The organism is Nitratireductor pacificus pht-3B (genome assembly GCF_000300335.1).
Taxonomy (GTDB): domain Bacteria; phylum Pseudomonadota; class Alphaproteobacteria; order Rhizobiales; family Rhizobiaceae; genus Nitratireductor; species Nitratireductor pacificus.
This window is the reverse complement of the sequence record NZ_AMRM01000037.1, coordinates 1-17,271: the sequence shown is the minus strand read 5'-3', so window position 1 is coordinate 17,271 and position 17,271 is coordinate 1. Positions and strand designations below refer to the sequence as shown.

Annotated in this window: 13 protein-coding genes and 1 tRNA gene; 1 reads left to right on the top strand and 13 read right to left on the bottom strand. The window is 62.8% G+C overall.

Going from position 1 to position 17,271, the window contains the following annotated elements; translation table 11 throughout:
* The 4 genes from NA2_RS20910 to rpsL form a co-directional block, all read right to left on the bottom strand.
* Window positions 1-484: GTP-binding protein (locus NA2_RS20910; protein WP_008598797.1), on the bottom strand; the 484-nt coding region annotated here is incomplete at its 3' end.
* Window positions 485-547: 63 nt separating this feature from the next.
* Complete coding sequence (fusA, locus tag NA2_RS20905) at window positions 548-2,638, bottom strand: elongation factor G (protein ID WP_008599266.1); 2,091 nt, start codon at window positions 2,636-2,638, stop codon at window positions 548-550.
* A gap of 30 nt (window positions 2,639-2,668) precedes the next feature.
* Window positions 2,669-3,139, bottom strand: a complete 471-nt coding sequence (gene rpsG, locus NA2_RS20900) for a 30S ribosomal protein S7 (RefSeq protein WP_008599264.1) — start codon at window positions 3,137-3,139, stop codon at window positions 2,669-2,671.
* 60 nt (window positions 3,140-3,199) lie between these two features.
* Complete coding sequence (gene rpsL, locus NA2_RS20895; protein WP_007010616.1) at window positions 3,200-3,571, bottom strand: 30S ribosomal protein S12; 372 nt, start codon at window positions 3,569-3,571, stop codon at window positions 3,200-3,202.
* Window positions 3,572-4,040: 469 nt separating this feature from the next.
* On the opposite strand from rpsL, the gene NA2_RS20890 reads away from it, so the two are divergent.
* Window positions 4,041-4,322, top strand: a complete 282-nt coding sequence (locus NA2_RS20890) for a hypothetical protein (protein ID WP_008599263.1) — start codon at window positions 4,041-4,043, stop codon at window positions 4,320-4,322.
* Window positions 4,323-4,447: 125 nt separating this feature from the next.
* On the opposite strand, the gene rpoC is transcribed toward NA2_RS20890, so the two are convergent.
* From rpoC to NA2_RS20845, 9 genes are all read right to left on the bottom strand, one after another.
* Window positions 4,448-8,644 (bottom strand): DNA-directed RNA polymerase subunit beta', encoded by a 4,197-nt coding sequence (rpoC, locus tag NA2_RS20885; RefSeq protein WP_008599262.1) that lies wholly within the window; start codon window positions 8,642-8,644, stop codon window positions 4,448-4,450.
* A 147-nt stretch (window positions 8,645-8,791) separates the two neighbouring features.
* Window positions 8,792-12,931 carry a DNA-directed RNA polymerase subunit beta gene (rpoB, locus tag NA2_RS20880; RefSeq protein WP_008599261.1) on the bottom strand — a complete coding sequence of 1,380 codons (4,140 nt, stop codon included), beginning with the start codon at window positions 12,929-12,931 and terminating at the stop codon, window positions 8,792-8,794.
* Window positions 12,932-13,114: 183 nt separating this feature from the next.
* A complete protein-coding gene (gene rplL, locus NA2_RS20875) occupies window positions 13,115-13,495 on the bottom strand; it encodes a 50S ribosomal protein L7/L12 (protein ID WP_008599260.1) in 381 nt (126 codons plus the stop codon).
* Between the two features lie 51 nt (window positions 13,496-13,546).
* Entirely contained in the window at window positions 13,547-14,065 is a 519-nt protein-coding gene (rplJ, locus tag NA2_RS20870; RefSeq protein ID WP_008599258.1) for a 50S ribosomal protein L10, read from the bottom strand.
* Window positions 14,066-14,410: 345 nt separating this feature from the next.
* Complete coding sequence (gene rplA / locus NA2_RS20865) at window positions 14,411-15,112, bottom strand: 50S ribosomal protein L1 (RefSeq protein WP_008599257.1); 702 nt, start codon at window positions 15,110-15,112, stop codon at window positions 14,411-14,413.
* 4 nt (window positions 15,113-15,116) lie between these two features.
* The gene (gene rplK / locus NA2_RS20860; protein ID WP_008599255.1) at window positions 15,117-15,545 is read right to left on the bottom strand and encodes a 50S ribosomal protein L11; all 429 of its coding nucleotides are present in this window, start codon (window positions 15,543-15,545) and stop codon (window positions 15,117-15,119) included.
* A 140-nt stretch (window positions 15,546-15,685) separates the two neighbouring features.
* Window positions 15,686-16,213 (bottom strand): transcription termination/antitermination protein NusG, encoded by a 528-nt coding sequence (gene nusG / locus NA2_RS20855; protein WP_008599254.1) that lies wholly within the window; start codon window positions 16,211-16,213, stop codon window positions 15,686-15,688.
* A gap of 29 nt (window positions 16,214-16,242) precedes the next feature.
* Window positions 16,243-16,446, bottom strand: a complete 204-nt coding sequence (gene secE, locus NA2_RS20850; RefSeq protein WP_008599253.1) for a preprotein translocase subunit SecE — start codon at window positions 16,444-16,446, stop codon at window positions 16,243-16,245.
* A 288-nt stretch (window positions 16,447-16,734) separates the two neighbouring features.
* Window positions 16,735-16,810, bottom strand: a tRNA-Trp gene (locus NA2_RS20845).
* Window positions 16,811-17,271: the final 461 nt, after the last annotated feature.

Here is a 17,271-nt window from a genome sequence, read left to right as displayed (position 1 = left end):
CGTCGCCCGGGAAGTCGTAGGACGAGAGCAGCTCACGAACCTCGAGCTCGACCAGCTCCAGGAGCTCCTCGTCGTCCACCTGATCGACCTTGTTCAGGAACACCACGATCGCCGGAACGCCGACCTGGCGGGCGAGCAGGATGTGCTCGCGCGTCTGCGGCATCGGGCCGTCGGCGGCCGAAACCACCAGGATCGCGCCATCCATCTGCGCAGCACCGGTGATCATGTTCTTCACGTAGTCGGCGTGGCCGGGGCAGTCGACGTGGGCGTAGTGACGCGCATCCGTCTCGTATTCCACATGCGCCGTCGAGATCGTGATGCCGCGTGCCTTCTCTTCCGGAGCCGCGTCGATCTGGTCATAGGCGCGGAAATCGCCAAAATACTTCGTGATCGCAGCCGTCAAAGACGTCTTGCCATGGTCAACGTGACCAATCGTGCCAATGTTCACATGCGGCTTCGTACGCTCAAATTTACCTTTGGCCATGTGAGCTCTCCATTCCTTGCGCCCGTCGGGGCTTTTTCAATTCCGATAATCCGCCGGGCGGAGTTACGCGTATTTCTTCTGGATTTCCTGCGCCACGGCGCTGGGAACCGGCTCGTAGTGGTCGAACAGCATCGTGTACTGCGCACGGCCCTGCGACATGGAGCGCAGGCTGTCCACGTACTTGAACATGTTCGCCAGCGGCACCATCGCGTTGACGACGGTGGCGATGCCGCGGGCTTCCGTGCCCTGGATCTGGCCGCGCCGCGAGTTCAGGTCGCCGATCACGTCGCCGACATAATCCTCGGGCGTCACCACCTCGACCTTCATGATCGGCTCGAGCAGCTGGGCACCGGCCTTCTGCGCGCCTTCGCGGAATGCCGCGCGGGCGGCGATCTCGAACGCCAGGACCGACGAGTCGACGTCATGGTAGGCGCCGTCGATCAGCGTCGCCTTGACGCCGAGCATCGGGAAGCCTGCCACGGGACCGGACGAGAGGACGCTCTCGATGCCCTTCTGGACACCGGGAATGTACTCCTTCGGCACGGAACCGCCGACGATCTTCGATTCGAACGCGAAGTCTTCGCTCTCGGTGTTCGGCGCGAAGACGATCTTGACGCGGGCGAACTGGCCCGAACCGCCGGACTGCTTCTTGTGCGTGTAGTCGATTTCCGCTTCGCGGGTGATCGTCTCACGGTAGGCAACCTGCGGCGCGCCGACATTGGCCTCGACCTTGAACTCACGCTTCATGCGGTCGACGATGATGTCGAGATGAAGCTCGCCCATGCCGGCGATGATGGTCTGGCCGGATTCCTCGTCGGACTTGACGCGGAAGGACGGGTCCTCGGCGGCGAGACGGTTGAGCGCGAGGCCCATCTTCTCCTGGTCGCCCTTGGTCTTCGGCTCGATCGCGATCTGGATGACCGGCTCGGGGAATTCCATGCGCTCGAGGATGACCGGCTTCAGCGGGTCGCACAGCGTGTCACCCGTCGTGGTCTCCTTGAGGCCCGCAAGGGCGACGATGTCGCCGGCATAGGCCACTTCGAGATCCGAGCGCGAATTCGAGTGCATCTGCAGCATGCGGCCGATGCGCTCGCGCTTGTCCTTGACCGTGTTGGCCAGCGACGTGCCCTTGTTCAGCACACCGGAATAGATGCGGCAGAAGGTCAGCGAGCCGACGAAAGGATCGTTCATGATCTTGAAGGCCAGCATGGAGAGCGGCTCTTCGTCGGAAGAAACGCGCGTCACCTCGCCCTCGGTCTTCGGGTCGATGCCCTTGATCGCCGGAACTTCGATCGGCGACGGCAGGAAGTCCACCACGGCGTCGAGCAGCGGCTGAACACCCTTGTTCTTGAAGGCCGAGCCACAGAACATCGGGAAGAACTTGACGGCGATCGTGCCCTTGCGGATGAGCTGGCGGATTTCGTCGTTCGACGGCATCTCGCCTTCGAGGTAACGCTCCATCGCGCCTTCGTCCATCTCGACGGCGGCTTCGATCATCTTCTCGCGGTACTCTTCGGCACGGTCCTTGAGGTCTGCCGGGATCTCGACGACGTCCCAGGCAGCGCCGAGGTTCTCCGACTGCCAGACCAGCGCCTTCATCTCGATCAGGTCGATCACACCGGCGAAATCGCTCTCGGCGCCGATCGGCAGCTGCATCACGACGGCCTGGGCGCCAAGACGAGTCTTGACCATCTCTGCCGAGCGATAGAAGTCGGCGCCGATCTTGTCCATCTTGTTGCAGAAGATCATGCGCGGGACGCGGTACTTGTCCGCCTGGCGCCACACGGTCTCGGTCTGTGGCTCGACGCCGGCATTCGCATCGAGCAGCGCGATGGCGCCGTCGAGAACGCGCAGGCTGCGCTCGACCTCGATCGTGAAGTCCACGTGGCCGGGCGTGTCGATGATGTTGAAGCGGCGCTTCTTGCCGTCACGGCCCTGCCAGAAAGTGGTGGTCGCAGCGGAGGTGATCGTGATGCCACGCTCCTGCTCCTGCTCCATCCAATCCATCGTCGCGGCGCCGTCATGGACTTCGCCGATCTTGTGCGACTTGCCCGTGTAGAACAGGATGCGCTCGGTCGTCGTCGTCTTGCCGGCGTCGATATGCGCCATGATACCGAAGTTACGGTAGTCTTCGATCTTATATTCGCGGGACATCGTCGTGTACCTTCTTCGATCCGTTCCGGGCTACCAGCGGTAGTGCGAGAACGCGCGGTTGGCTTCAGCCATCTTGTGCGTGTCTTCGCGCTTCTTGACGGCGGTGCCGCGATTGTTGGCCGCATCCAGCAGCTCGCCCGACAGACGGTCGATCATCGTCGTCTCGTTGCGCTTGCGCGCAGCGGCGATCAGCCAGCGGATAGCGAGTGCCTGACGGCGCTCCGGACGAACGTCGACGGGAACCTGGTAGGTGGCGCCACCGACACGGCGGGAGCGGACCTCCAGATGCGGAGCGACATTGTCGAGCGCCTGATGGAACAGGCCGACAGGCTCCTGCTTGGTCTTCTCGCTGACCTGGTCGAACGCGCCATAGACGATCCGCTCGGCAGCCGACTTCTTGCCGTCGAGCATGATGGCGTTCATGAACTTCGTCACAACCGTATCACCGAACTTCGGATCCGGGTTGATCTCTCTTTTTTCTGCGCGGTGGCGTCGGGACATGTTTTTCGTCTCTTACCTTCAGGGCCCGGCTCAAAAAAGAAGCGCCGAAGCCGGAAAATCCTACTTCGGACGCTTCGCGCCATACTTCGAACGGCGCTGCTTGCGGTTTTTGACACCCTGCGTGTCAAGCACGCCACGGATGATGTGATAGCGCACGCCGGGAAGATCCTTCACGCGACCGCCGCGGATCATCACCACCGAGTGCTCCTGAAGGTTATGACCTTCACCGGGAATGTAACCGATAACCTCGAACCCGTTGGCAAGACGGATCTTCGCCACCTTGCGCATGGCCGAGTTCGGTTTCTTCGGCGTCGTCGTGTAGACGCGCGTGCAGACGCCCCGCTTCTGCGGGTTGGCCTGCATGGCCGGAACCTTGTTTCGCTTCACCGGCGCAATGCGCGGCTTGCGGATCAGCTGGTTAACGGTAGGCATCAAGACCTTCCTTGTTTCCAATTCCGTAGCTCAAGCCCGAGGGCCGCCTTGAGGACAGGCTGCGTTCTCATGCATAAATCCGGGCCGCAAACCGCAATTGGCGGTGTTGCCCGGACAAAAAGCAGAGGAAGCGTTACCGCTTCATGCGCCGCAAATTCTGTCGCTCGCAAAAAGAACCCTGTTTGAGACCTACTTCGGGGCGCGTCGCCCTGAACGGAGCAGCCTCACATCGGCTCGGATGCAGCGGGTATTACTCGCACGTCGCTCTAGCGTCAACCCCGCCCAGGCAATTATCTTGCGTCGGACCGTCTGACGGCTCCCTGCCCGGCAAACCGGACAGATTATTGCCTGGAATCCGCCCGGATTGATGCAAAAACACCCGCCCTGCCCTGTCCCTGAAGCCATCGGCGTGGCAAAAGACGCTCCAACACCGAATACAGATGCCCGACGGGAAGAATCAGGAATCACAATGACCGCATCCGAAGAACGCCCGGTGACCATCATAACGGGACGCGTGTGGCGCGAGAAGGGAGCCGAGAGCGAAGGCGTACACGTCATGCTCGTCGCCCCCGACGACGACACGGCGGTGCGCATGACCCTCGAGGCGCTCGCCCAGGAAGGCTACGCCGAGGCGGAACTCGACCAGATCGGCGACATGCAGGGCGAGCCCGACGAGGAACCGCATCTGTCCGCATGGCAGGGCGCCCTCGAAGGCGAGATCGCCATCGTCACCTTCGATGAACCGATCTGATCCCAAAGCAGGGATGCAAGACGCAGAAGGCCCGGGTCATCCCCGGGCCTTTTTCATTTGACCTCCTGGATACGAAAAAGCCGGGCGCGGAGCCCGGCTTTCCCGATTGCTGTCTGAACGGCCGATTACTCGGCGGCGCTCGTCATGTCGGCGATCATCGGATCGGCCGTCTCGACGCCCGACGTCTTGCGTCGCTCGTCGAGGATCAGCTCGTCGCGCGAACGGGCAATGCGCCGGATCTGGCTCATCGCGCCGCCCGTACCGGCCGGGATCAGGCGGCCGACGATGACGTTCTCCTTCAGCCCCTGCAGCGTGTCGATCTTGCCGGCGACAGCCGCCTCGGTCAGCACGCGGGTGGTCTCCTGGAACGAGGCCGCCGAGATGAAGGACGGTGTCTGCAGAGAGGCCTTGGTGATGCCGAGCAGCACCGGCTGGCCTTCCGCGGGCTTCTTGCCTTCTTCCACCAGACGGTCGTTGATCTCGTCGAACTCGACGGAATCGACGTGATCGCCCGGGATGTAGGTCGAGTCGCCCTGCGCCGTGATCTCGATCTTCTGCAGCATCTGGCGAACGATCACCTCGATGTGCTTGTCGTTGATCAACACGCCCTGCAACCGGTAGACCTCCTGGATTTCGTTGACCAGGTAGGAAGCCAGAGCCTCCACGCCCTTGATCGCCAGGATGTCGTGCGGCGCCGGGTTGCCGTCCAGGATGAAATCGCCCTTCTCGATCTGGTCGCCGTCCTGCAGATGGAACGGCTTGCCCTTCGGAATGAGGTATTCCGACGGCTCCAGGGTCGCGTCATGCGGCTCGATGATGATGCGGCGCTTGTTCTTGTAGTCGCGTCCGAACCGCACCGTGCCGTCGATCTCGGCGATGATCGCGTGATCCTTGGGACGCCGCGCCTCGAACAGTTCGGCCACGCGCGGCAGACCGCCCGTGATGTCCTTGGTGCGGGCGCTTTCCGTCGGGATACGCGCGATCACGTCGCCCGGCTTGACCTTGGAGCCCGGTTCCACCGAGAGGATCGTCTCGACCGAGAGCAGGAAGCGGGCGTCGCCGCCGCGGGCAAGCTTGCCCACCTTGCCCTTGGAATCGAGGATCGTCAGCGCCGGCTTCAGATCCGTGCCGCGCGGCGTCGAACGCCAGTCGATGACCTCGCGCTTGGTGATGCCGGTGGATTCGTCGGCCGTTTCCTGCACGGACACGCCGTCCACCAGATCCTCGAAGGCAACCGTGCCCTCGATTTCGGTCAGCATCGGGCGGGTATAGGGGTCCCACTCCGACAGACGCTGGCCGCGCTTCACCTTGTCGCCCTCGTCGACGAACAGCCGCGAGCCGTAGGTCAGGCGATGGCTGGCGCGTTCCTCGCCGCTCTCGTCATGGATCAGCACCGCCATGTTGCGACCCATCACCATCAGATCGCCTTCGGAGTTGCGCACCACGTTGCGGTTGCGAATCTTCACCGTGCCCTCGAAAGAGGCTTCGAGGAACGACTGGTCCACCACCTGCGCGGTGCCGCCCATGTGGAAGGTGCGCATGGTGAGCTGCGTGCCCGGCTCGCCGATCGACTGCGCGGCGATGACGCCGACAGCCTCGCCGATGTTGACGGGCGTGCCGCGCGCCAGGTCGCGGCCATAGCAGACGGCGCAGACGCCGTTGCGCACTTCACAAGTCAGCGCCGAGCGGATGCGCACGGTCTGGATGCCTGCCTTCTCGATGGCTTCCACGTCGCGCTCGTCGATCAGACGGCCGGCGGACACAATGACCTCGTCGGTCGCCGGGTTGACCACGTCGTCGAGCGCCGTGCGGCCGAGCACGCGCTGGCCGATGGAGGCGACCACCTGGCCGGCATCGACGATCGGCTGCATGGTGAGACCGGTCTCCGTGCCGCAATCGGGCACGACGACGATGCAATCCTGCGCGACGTCGACCAGACGGCGCGTCAGATAGCCCGAGTTGGCGGTCTTCAAGGCGGTGTCGGCCAGACCCTTGCGGGCGCCGTGGGTGGAGTTGAAGTACTCCATCACGGTCAGGCCTTCCTTGAAGTTCGAGATGATCGGCGTCTCGATGATGGAGCCGTCCGGACGGGCCATCAGGCCGCGCATGCCGGCAAGCTGGCGCATCTGCGCCGGCGAGCCACGGGCGCCGGAATGCGACATCATGTAGACCGAGTTCATCGGCTTCTGGCGGCCGTCATGGTTGAACTCGACGGCCTTGATGCGCTTCATCATCTCCTCGGCGACCTTCTCCGAGCACTTGGCCCAGGCATCGACCACCTTGTTGTACTTCTCGCCCTGCGTGATCAGGCCGTCATTGTACTGCTGCTCATATTCCTTGGCGAGCGCCTCGGTCTCGGCGACCAGCTTCACCTTCGTGTCCGGGATGACCATGTCGTCCTTGCCGAAGGAGATGCCGGCGCGGCAGGCATGGGCGAAGCCGAGCTGCATCACGCGGTCGCAGAAGATGACCGTCTCTTTCTGACCGCAGTGACGATAGACCGTGTCGATCATCTTCGAGATGTTCTTCTTGGTCAGTTCCTGGTTGCAGATGTCGAACGGCACATTGTGGTTCTTCGGCAGAAGCTCGCCGACGATCATGCGGCCGGGTGTCGTCTCGTGGATCTCCGACACCGGGTTGCCCTCGGCATCGACGGTCTTGAAACGGCCCTTGATCTTGGTGTGCAGCGTGACGACCTTGTTCTCGAGCGCATGGTGCAGCTCGCCCATGTCGGCGAACACCATCCCCTCGCCCGGCTCGTTCTGGTTCATGATGGACAGGTAGTAGAGTCCGAGAACCATGTCCTGAGACGGCACGATGATGGGCGCGCCGGAAGCCGGGTGCAGAATGTTGTTGGTCGACATCATCAGGACGCGCGCTTCAAGCTGCGCCTCGAGCGACAGCGGCACGTGCACGGCCATCTGGTCGCCGTCGAAGTCGGCGTTGAACGCCGTGCAGACGAGCGGGTGCAGCTGGATCGCCTTGCCTTCAATCAGGGTGGGCTCGAAAGCCTGGATGCCCAGACGGTGCAGCGTCGGCGCGCGGTTCAGGAGAACCGGATGCTCGCGGATGACCTCGTCGAGGATGTCCCAGACTTCCGGCTTTTCCTTCTCGACCAGTTTCTTCGCCTGCTTGACAGTGGACGAATAGCCCTTGGCGTCGAGCCGCGCATAGATGAACGGCTTGAACAGCTCCAGCGCCATCTTCTTCGGCAGGCCGCACTGGTGCAGCTTGAGTTCCGGGCCGGTCACGATGACCGAACGGCCGGAATAATCGACGCGCTTGCCGAGCAGGTTCTGGCGGAACCGGCCCTGCTTGCCCTTCAGCATGTCCGACAGAGACTTCAGCGGACGCTTGTTGGCGCCCGTGATGACGCGGCCGCGGCGACCGTTGTCGAACAGCGCGTCGACGGCCTCCTGCAGCATGCGCTTCTCGTTGCGGATGATGATGCCCGGCGCGCGCAGCTCGATCAGCCGCTTCAGGCGGTTGTTACGGTTGATGACGCGACGGTAGAGATCGTTCAGATCGGATGTCGCGAAGCGGCCGCCGTCCAGCGGCACCAGCGGACGCAAGTCCGGCGGGATCACCGGGACGATCTTCATGATCATCCACTCCGGGCGGTTGCCGGATTCCATGAAGTTCTCGACCACCTTGAGGCGCTTCAGAAGCTTCTTCTGCTTCAGCTCCGACGTGGTGGAAGCGAGTTCCGAACGCAGGTCGCCGGCGATAGCCTCGAGATCCATCGATTCGAGCAGGTGATGGATCGCCTCGGCGCCGATCATGGCCGTGAACTGGTCCTCGCCATACTCGTCGACGGCGATGACGTATTCTTCCTCGGAAAGGAGCTGGTTCTCCTTCAGCGCCGTCAGGCCCGGCTCGGTGACGATGTAGTTCTCGAAATAGAGAACCCGCTCGATATCCTTGAGCGTCATGTCGAGCAGCGTGCCGATGCGCGAAGGCAGCGACTTCAGGAACCAGATATGGGCGACCGGGGCGGCGAGCTCGATATGGCCCATGCGCTCGCGGCGCACGCGCGACAGCGTGACCTCGACACCGCACTTCTCGCAGATGACGCCCTTGTACTTCATGCGCTTGTACTTGCCGCACAGGCACTCATAGTCCTTGATCGGACCGAAGATGCGGGCGCAGAAAAGGCCGTCGCGCTCGGGCTTGAACGTGCGGTAGTTGATGGTCTCGGGCTTCTTGATCTCGCCGAACGACCAGGACAGAATCTTCTCAGGGGACGCCAGAGAAATCCGGATCGAATCGAAAGTCTGTGCCGGCGCCTGAGGATTGAAAAGATTCATGACCTCTTGGTTCATGCCGATCTCCTTTGCGGGACGCGTGGTCCCTTTTCAAACTTCGGTGAGGTTCGCCGCCGCTCATCCCACCGGTTCAAATGCTTGGCCGCTACGCTGCCTTGCGACGACAATGGCACGCCGCGGGAAACCCGCGGCGTGCGGAACGCCTTACTCCGCCGCGTCAGGCAGCTGCTCCTGCAGCGGTTCCTCGATGCGGGAGTTTTCCAGCTCCACATTGAGGCCGAGAGAGCGCATTTCCTTGACGAGAACGTTGAAGCTCTCGGGAATGCCCGCCTCGAACGTGTCGTCGCCGCGCACGATGGCCTCGTAGACCTTGGTACGGCCCGCCACGTCGTCCGACTTCACGGTCAGCATCTCCTGCAGCGTGTAGGCGGCGCCGTAGGCTTCGAGCGCCCAGACCTCCATCTCGCCGAAGCGCTGGCCGCCGAACTGCGCCTTGCCGCCCAGCGGCTGCTGGGTGACCAGCGAGTACGGGCCGATCGAACGGGCGTGGATCTTGTCGTCCACCAGGTGGTGCAGCTTCAGCATGTAGATGTAGCCAACGGTCACCTGGCGGTCGAACGGTTCGCCCGTCCGTCCGTCATAGAGCGTTACCTGGCCAGAGGTCTTCATGCCGGCCTGCTCGAGCATGACGTTGACGTCTGCTTCATGCGCCCCGTCGAAGACCGGCGTGGCGATCGAAACGCCGCGCCGCATCTGCTCGCCGAGACGGATGACGCTCTCGTCGTCATAGTCGCGCACCGGCTCGTTGCGATCATTCTGCGGAATGATCGATTCGATGGTGGTGCGCAGCGGCTTGATGTCGCCCTGCTCCTTGTAGGCATCGATCAGGTCGCCGATCTGCTTGCCCATGCCGGCGCAGGCCCAGCCCAGATGCGTCTCGAGGATCTGGCCGACATTCATGCGGCTCGGCACACCCAGCGGGTTGAGCACGATGTCCACATGCTGGCCATCCTCGAGGAACGGCATGTCCTCGACCGGCACGATGCGCGACACGACGCCCTTGTTGCCGTGACGGCCGGCCATCTTGTCGCCCGGCTGCATCTTGCGCTTCACCGCGACGAAGACCTTGACCATCTTCATCACGCCGGGCGGCATCTCGTCGCCGCGCTGCACCTTCTCGACCTTGTCCATGAAGCGCTGCTCGAGCGCCTTCTTGGATTCGTCGTACTGCGCGCGCAGCGCCTCGAGAGCTTCCTGCTGCTTCTCGTCCTCGACGGCGAACTGCCACCACTGCGAGCGCGGATACTCGGCCAGGACCTCGTTCGACAGGGCCGAACCCTTCTTGTAGCCCTTCGGGCCGGCGATCGCCTGCTTGCCGTTCAGCATGTCGGCAAGACGCGCATAGACGTTGCGGTCGAGGATCGACTGCTCGTCGTCGCGGTCCTTGGCCAGACGCTCGATCTCCTCGCGCTCGATCGCCATCGCGCGCTCGTCCTTCTCGATGCCGTGGCGGTTGAACACGCGCACCTCGACAACGGTGCCGTAGGTCCCGGGCGGCATGCGCATGGACGTGTCACGGACATCCGAGGCCTTCTCGCCGAAGATGGCGCGCAGGAGCTTTTCCTCAGGCGTCATCGGGCTTTCGCCCTTCGGCGTGATCTTGCCGACCAGAATGTCGCCGGGAGCGACTTCCGCGCCGATATAGGTGATGCCGGCCTCGTCGAGGTTCTTCAGCGCCTCTTCCGAAACGTTCGGAATGTCACGCGTGATTTCTTCCGGCCCGAGCTTGGTGTCGCGCGCCATCACCTCGAACTCCTCGATGTGGATCGAGGTGAAGATGTCGTCGCGGACGATGCGTTCGGACAGGAGGATGGAGTCCTCGTAGTTGTAGCCGTTCCACGGCATGAACGCGACGAGCACGTTCCGGCCGAGCGCCAAGTCGCCCAGATCCGTCGACGGACCATCGGCGATGATGTCGCCCTTGTTGATGATGTCGCCGACGCGGACCAGAGGACGCTGGTTGATGCAGGTGTTCTGGTTCGAGCGCTGGAACTTCATCAAGCGGTAGATGTCGACGCCCGACTTCGAGGCCTCGACGTCTTCCGTGGCGCGGATGACGATACGCGTCGCGTCCACCTGATCGACCACGCCGGTGCGGCGGGCGGCGATCGCCGCACCCGAATCGCGCGCGACGATCGGCTCCATGCCAGTGCCGACGAACGGCGCCTCGGCACGCACCAGCGGCACGGCCTGACGCTGCATGTTCGAGCCCATCAGCGCGCGGTTGGCGTCATCGTTCTCGAGGAACGGAATGAGAGCGGCCGCAACCGAAACGAGCTGCTTCGGCGACACGTCCATCAGGTCGACGTTCTCGCGCGGCGCCATCATCACTTCGCCGGCATGGCGGCAGATCACGAACTCATCCGTGAAGCTTCCATCCTTGCCGATCACGGCATTGGCCTGGGCGACGTAGTGCTTGGCCTCTTCCATGGCGGAGAGATAGACGACGTCCTGCGTCACCTTGCCGTCGACGATCTTGCGGTACGGGCTCTCGATGAAGCCATACTTGTTGACGCGGGCGAAGGTGGCGAGCGAGTTGATCAGGCCGATGTTCGGGCCTTCCGGCGTCTCGATCGGGCAGATGCGGCCGTAATGCGTCGGGTGCACGTCGCGCACCTCGAAGCCGGCGCGCTCGCGGGTCAGACCGCCCGGTCCGAGCGCCGAGAGACGGCGCTTGTGGGTGATCTCCGACAGCGGGTTCGTCTGGTCCATGAACTGCGAGAGCTGCGAGGAACCGAAGAACTCGCGCACGGCGGCAGCCGCAGGCTTGGCGTTGATCAGGTCCTGCGGCATGACCGTGTCGATCTCGATCGAGGACATGCGCTCCTTGATCGCGCGCTCCATGCGCAGCAGGCCGACGCGGTACTGGTTCTCCATCAATTCGCCGACCGAACGGACGCGGCGGTTGCCGAGATTGTCGATGTCGTCGATCTCGCCCTTGCCGTCGCGCAGTTCGACCAGGGTCTTCACCACGGCGACGATGTCTTCCTTGCGCAGGACGCGCACTGTGTCCGGGCAATCAAGCTCCAGGCGCATGTTCATCTTGACGCGGCCGACGGCCGAAAGGTCGTAGCGCTCGGCGTCGAAGAACAGCGAATGGAACATCGCTTCCGCGGTTTCCAGTGTCGGCGGCTCGCCGGGACGCATCACGCGGTAGATGTCGAACAGGGCCTCCTGGCGCGACTCGTTCTTGTCGGCGACCAGGGTGTTGCGGATGTAGCCGCCCACGTTGACGTGGTCGATGTCGAGGAAGTGCACCTCGCGCTCGCCCGTCTCGAGCAGCACCTTCAGCGTCTTCTCGTCGATCTCGTCGCCGGCCTCGAGGAAAATCTCACCCGTGGCGTAGTTGACAATGTCCTCGGCGAGGTAATTGCCGAGCAAGTCATCCTCGGTCGCGCGAATGGCCTTGAGACCCTTTTCGGCGAGCTGCTTGGCCTGGCGCGCCGTGATCTTCTTGCCGGCCTCGACGACCACTTCGCCGCTGTCGGCGTCGACTAGGTCGGCGGTCGCCTTCAGGCCGCGGAAACGCTCGGCCGAGTACGGCACGCGCCAGCTGTCGCCGTCGCGGATATAGGTGAGCTGGTTGTAGAAGGTGGAGAGGATCTCCTCGCCATCCATGCCAAGCGCCATCAGCAGCGAGGTCGCCGGAATCTTGCGGCGGCGGTCGATGCGGGCATGTACGACGTCCTTCGAATCGAACTCGATGTCGAGCCACGATCCGCGATAGGGAATGACGCGGGCGGCAAACAGCAGCTTGCCCGAAGAGTGGGACTTGCCCTTGTCGTGGTCAAAGAAGACGCCCGGCGAGCGGTGCATCTGCGAGACGATGACGCGCTCGGTGCCGTTGACGATGAAGGTGCCGTTGGACGTCATGAGCGGCATGTCGCCCATGTAGACGTCCTGCTCCTTGATGTCCTTGATCGACTTGGCGCCGGTATCCTCGTCCACATCGAACACGATCAGGCGCAGCGTCACCTTGAGCGGCGCGGCGAAGGTCAGGTCCCGCTGCCGGCACTCGTCGACGTCGAATTTCGGCGCCTCGAACTCGTACTTGACGAATTCGAGCATGGCCGTGCCGGCGAAGTCCGAGATCGGGAAGACCGACTTGAACACCGCCTGCAGCCCCTCGTCCAGACGCCCGCCCGCGGGCTCCTCGACCATCAGGAACTGGTCATAGGATGCCTTCTGAACCTCGATCAGGTTCGGCATCTCCGCAACTTCCGGAATCTTACCGAAAAACTTGCGTACCCGCCTGCGACCATTAAACGTTTGGGTCTCGGCCATCGTCGCTCCTTGCCCTGCCTGGCTTGCCTGCATAATCACCACCGCCAATGCCGGCGGTCATATTCGAAACGGATAAAAACCCGTTTCCTGAAGGTCGCTTGCGGCCCACAGGAAAGAGGTTTGGGTCAATCCTCATTGTCCCATCCCGCGCGCACCGGACGGCACGCGCGGGATGGAGCCGAATTACTTCAGCTCGACTTTGGCGCCAGCGCCTTCGAGCTGGGCCTTGATCTTCTCGGCCTCGTCCTTCGACACGCCTTCCTTGACGGGCTTCGGAGCGGCTTCGACCAGGTCCTTGGCTTCCTTCAGGCCGAGGCCCGTGATCGCGCGGACTTCCTTGATGACGTTGATCTTCTGCGCGCCGGCATCGGCGAGAACAACGTCAAACTCGGTCTTCTCTTCGGCAGCTTCGCCACCGGCGGCAGCGCCACCGGCCACGGCGGCAACGGCCACCGGAGCAGCGGCGGAAACGCCCCACTTCTCTTCCAGCATCTTCGAAAGCTCGGCCGCCTCGAGGACGGTCAGGCTCGACAGGTCTTCAACGATCTTGGCAAGATCAGCCATGGTAGTTTTCCTTTTGTGTTCGAACTGTGTTGTTGGTCTTGAGGACCGGCATCACGCCGCCTCGTCCTTCTTGGAATAGGCGCCAAACACGCGGGCGAGCTGGCCCGCCGGTGCGTTGACAACCTGTGCGATCCGGGTCGCCGGCGTGGAGATCATGCCGACGATCTTTGCTCTCAGCTCGTCCAGCGACGGCATCGTGGCGAGTGCCTTGACACCATCCGCGTCGAGCGCGGTCGCCCCCATCGCGCCACCGAGAATGACGAGATTGTCATTCCCCTTGGCGAAATCGCTGGCGACCTTCGGAGCGGCAACCGGATCGTCCGAATAAGCAATCAGCGTCTGCCCTTCGAAAAGAGCCTGAATGCCTTCGGACGGAGTTCCCTGAAGGGCGATTTTGGCGAGACGGTTTTTCGCAACCTTGACGGTGCCGCCCGCGGTACGCATCTTGGAACGAAGATCGTTCATCTGCGCCACGGTCAGACCGGCATAGTGGGCGACGACGACCGAACCGGTGTTGCTGAACACCTGATTCAGGTCCGCGACGAATTCGCGTTTTTCCGCTCTGTCCACTGCCTTCTCCATTTGACGGAAATTCCCGAAGGAAATATCCGCCGGTTTGCCTTTTGCCGCAGGGCATCCGACAGTCGGATCACCCAAGCGACGCTCGAGGATCCTGCCCCCTTTCGCCGCGCCAGCAAGCTGACGGTCTCGGACAAAAGGCCAACACGGTTCGAACCATCCATCGAGGCCAAAACCCCGGTTTCCGGTCTCACCCGTCTCATGCAGGCCCTTCTTGAAGAATTAAGGCGAGCCGCCTGCAATCTCGGACAGGATGTTCCAGAAGTTTCCTTCCGGCTTCCGGGCCGAACCGGCCCGGAAAGAGTTGGGGAAGGCGCGAGGCCTTCCCGAATTCGATCAGGCCGCGGTCAGGCTCGACAGGTCGATGCGCAGACCCGGTCCCATGGTCGACGTCAGGGCGATCTTCTTCAGATAGTTGCCCTTGGCGCCGGCCGGCTTGGCCTTGACCACCGCGTCGGCGAACGCGCGAACATTCTCGACGATCGCCTTGCCATCAAACGAGGCCTTGCCGACGCCGGCGTGGATGATGCCGGCCTTCTCGACGCGGAACTCGACGGCGCCGCCCTTCGAAGCCTTGACGGCGGCAGCCACATCGGCGGTCACCGTGCCGACCTTCGGGTTCGGCATCATGCCGCGCGGGCCGAGCACCTTGCCGAGACGGCCGACGAGCGGCATCATGTCCGGCGTGGCGATGCAGCGGTCGAAATTGATCTCGCCCTTCTGCACGATCTCGACCAGCTCCTCGGCACCGACGAGGTCCGCACCCGCGGCCTTGGCTTCGTCAGCCTTGTCGCCCTTGGCGAACACGGCGACGCGCACCGTGCGGCCCGTCCCGTTCGGCAGGTTGACCACGCCGCGCACCATCTGGTCCGCATGGCGCGGATCGACGCCGAGGTTCATCGCGACTTCGATCGTCTCGTCGAACTTGGCGGTCGCGCGCTCCTTCAGCAGCGCCACGGCCTCATCGAGCGTGTATTCCTTGTTCGGGTCGATGCCCTCGCGGGACTTGGCCACGCGCTTGGAGAGTTTCGTCGCCATATCCTCAGCCCTCCACTTCCAGGCCCATGGAGCGCGCCGAGCCTTCGACCATGCGCATGGCCGCCTCGACGTCGTTCGCGTTCAGGTCTTTCATCTTCGCTTCGGCGATCTCGCGCACCTGGGCGCGGGACACCTTGCCGGCGACGACCTTGCCCGGTTCCTTGGAGCCCGACTTCAGCTTGGTTGCCTTCTTCAGGAAGTAGGAAACCGGCGGGGTCTTCATGGTGAAGGTGAAGGACTTGTCCTGGTAGTAGGTGATGACCACCGGGATCGGCGAACCCTTCTCCATCTCCTGGGTCTGCGCATTGAATGCCTTGCAGAACTCCATGATGTTGATGCCACGCTGACCAAGCGCCGGGCCGATCGGCGGCGACGGCGTCGCCGAGCCTGCCGGAACCTGGAGCTTGAGCTGGCCTGCAATCTTCTTAGCCATTTCTCATCTGCCTTGTCGTTCTACCGGCCATTTCTCGAGGAAACGGGCCGGCACTGCAGTTTGGTGGTCCGGAAACCTGCGGCCGGCTAGAGCCGCCTTCCCTTCCACCGCCTAAGCCCCGGAAGACCCGGAGCGCCCGGTCAGCCCTTTTCGACCTGACCGAATTCGAGATCCACGGGCACGGCGCGCCCGAAGATCGAAACTTCCACCTTGAGGCGCGAACGCTCCTCGTCGACTTCCTGAACGAAACCGTTGAACGAGGCGAACGGACCGTCGGCCACCCGCACCTGCTCGCCGATCTCGAAGGTCACCGACGGCTTCGGCCGGTCAACGCCTTCCTGAACCTGCGTCAGGATGCGGTCCGCCTCGGCCTGGGTGATCGGAACCGGCTTCGAATCGCCGAGAAAGCCCGTCACCTTGGGCGTATTCTTGATCATCGAGAACACGGCGTCCGTCAGCTGCGCCTTCACCAGCACATAGCCTGGAAAGAACTTGCGTTCGGCATCCACCTTGCGACCGCGGCGCACCTCGACGACCTTTTCGGTCGGGACGACAACCTGCTCGATCTTGTCGCCAAGCCCTTTTTGCCTGGCCTGTTCTTCGATGGATTCGGCAACCTTCTTTTCAAAATTCGAGTAGGCGTGGACGATGTACCAACGCGCTGTCATTTCAATCGCACTCCGTAAATCGTCCGCGGTTAGGCGCCAATGCCCAGAATCAGCTCGATGCCCCAGGCCATCAGCTGATCGGCAACAAAGAAGAAGATCGCGGCCAGCGTCGCAAAGGCCATGACCATCACCGTCGAGATGAGTGTCTCGCGCCGTGACGGCCAGGTCACCTTCGAGGTTTCGGATCGCACCTGCTGAAGAAACGTGAAGGGATTGCTGGTTTTCGACGCCATATGCCGCTCTTGATCCTCAAAGCCCGAAATCGGGAATTCCACAGGCCCGGACGACCGTCCGGGACACTCCCTACCCGGCCGAACGGCCCGGTTCAGGATCGTCGCGAAGCGCGGAGACCGAATCGCTCGCCGCATTTCACCCATACGACAAAGGCGCGTAAAGCCGGCTTCCCGGCTCCACGCACCGCGTGTCTGTTGGCCCTACATAGAACCTAAGTCCGACTCTTGCAAGCCCCCTGGGGCTGCGGCATCTATTCGACCGCGCTTACGCAACAAACCCAAGGAAGCTGGCAGGGGCAGAGGGGCTCGAACCCCCGACCTGCGGTTTTGGAGACCGCCGCTCTACCAACTGAGCTATACCCCTAACGGCGCCCTTATTGCCCAAACCCATTTCCAGTTCAAGAACCAGTTTGGCCTGGTGCGCCTATAACTCTATTTTTTTCGATCATTTCCCAGGGCGCAGCTCTTGTTGGCTCCGGTCCCGGGAGCATTCTCGAACACACAACGCTTTTCAGGAGGCGTGCCACATTTCCGGGCAATGTTCTTGAAGCTCACACATTTGCCGTCCGGTGCGCGATACCCCGGGCCGCCCTTGCATCCACATCCCTTGCAGGGAGGTCGTTCCGGGCAATTTCGGGCGGCCAGTCCCTCCGGCACCTGCATAAGCAGGAACAGCGCGACAAGCCCAAGAAGCGCTCTGGCCATCCTCCATACCTCGTCACAAGCAAAAGCGGGGTGCTGCGAACAGCACCCCGCTCAAAACCGACGATATCAGCGGCTTCCGAGAGTTCGCGACGATCACTCAGTGATCGAAGCGACGATGCC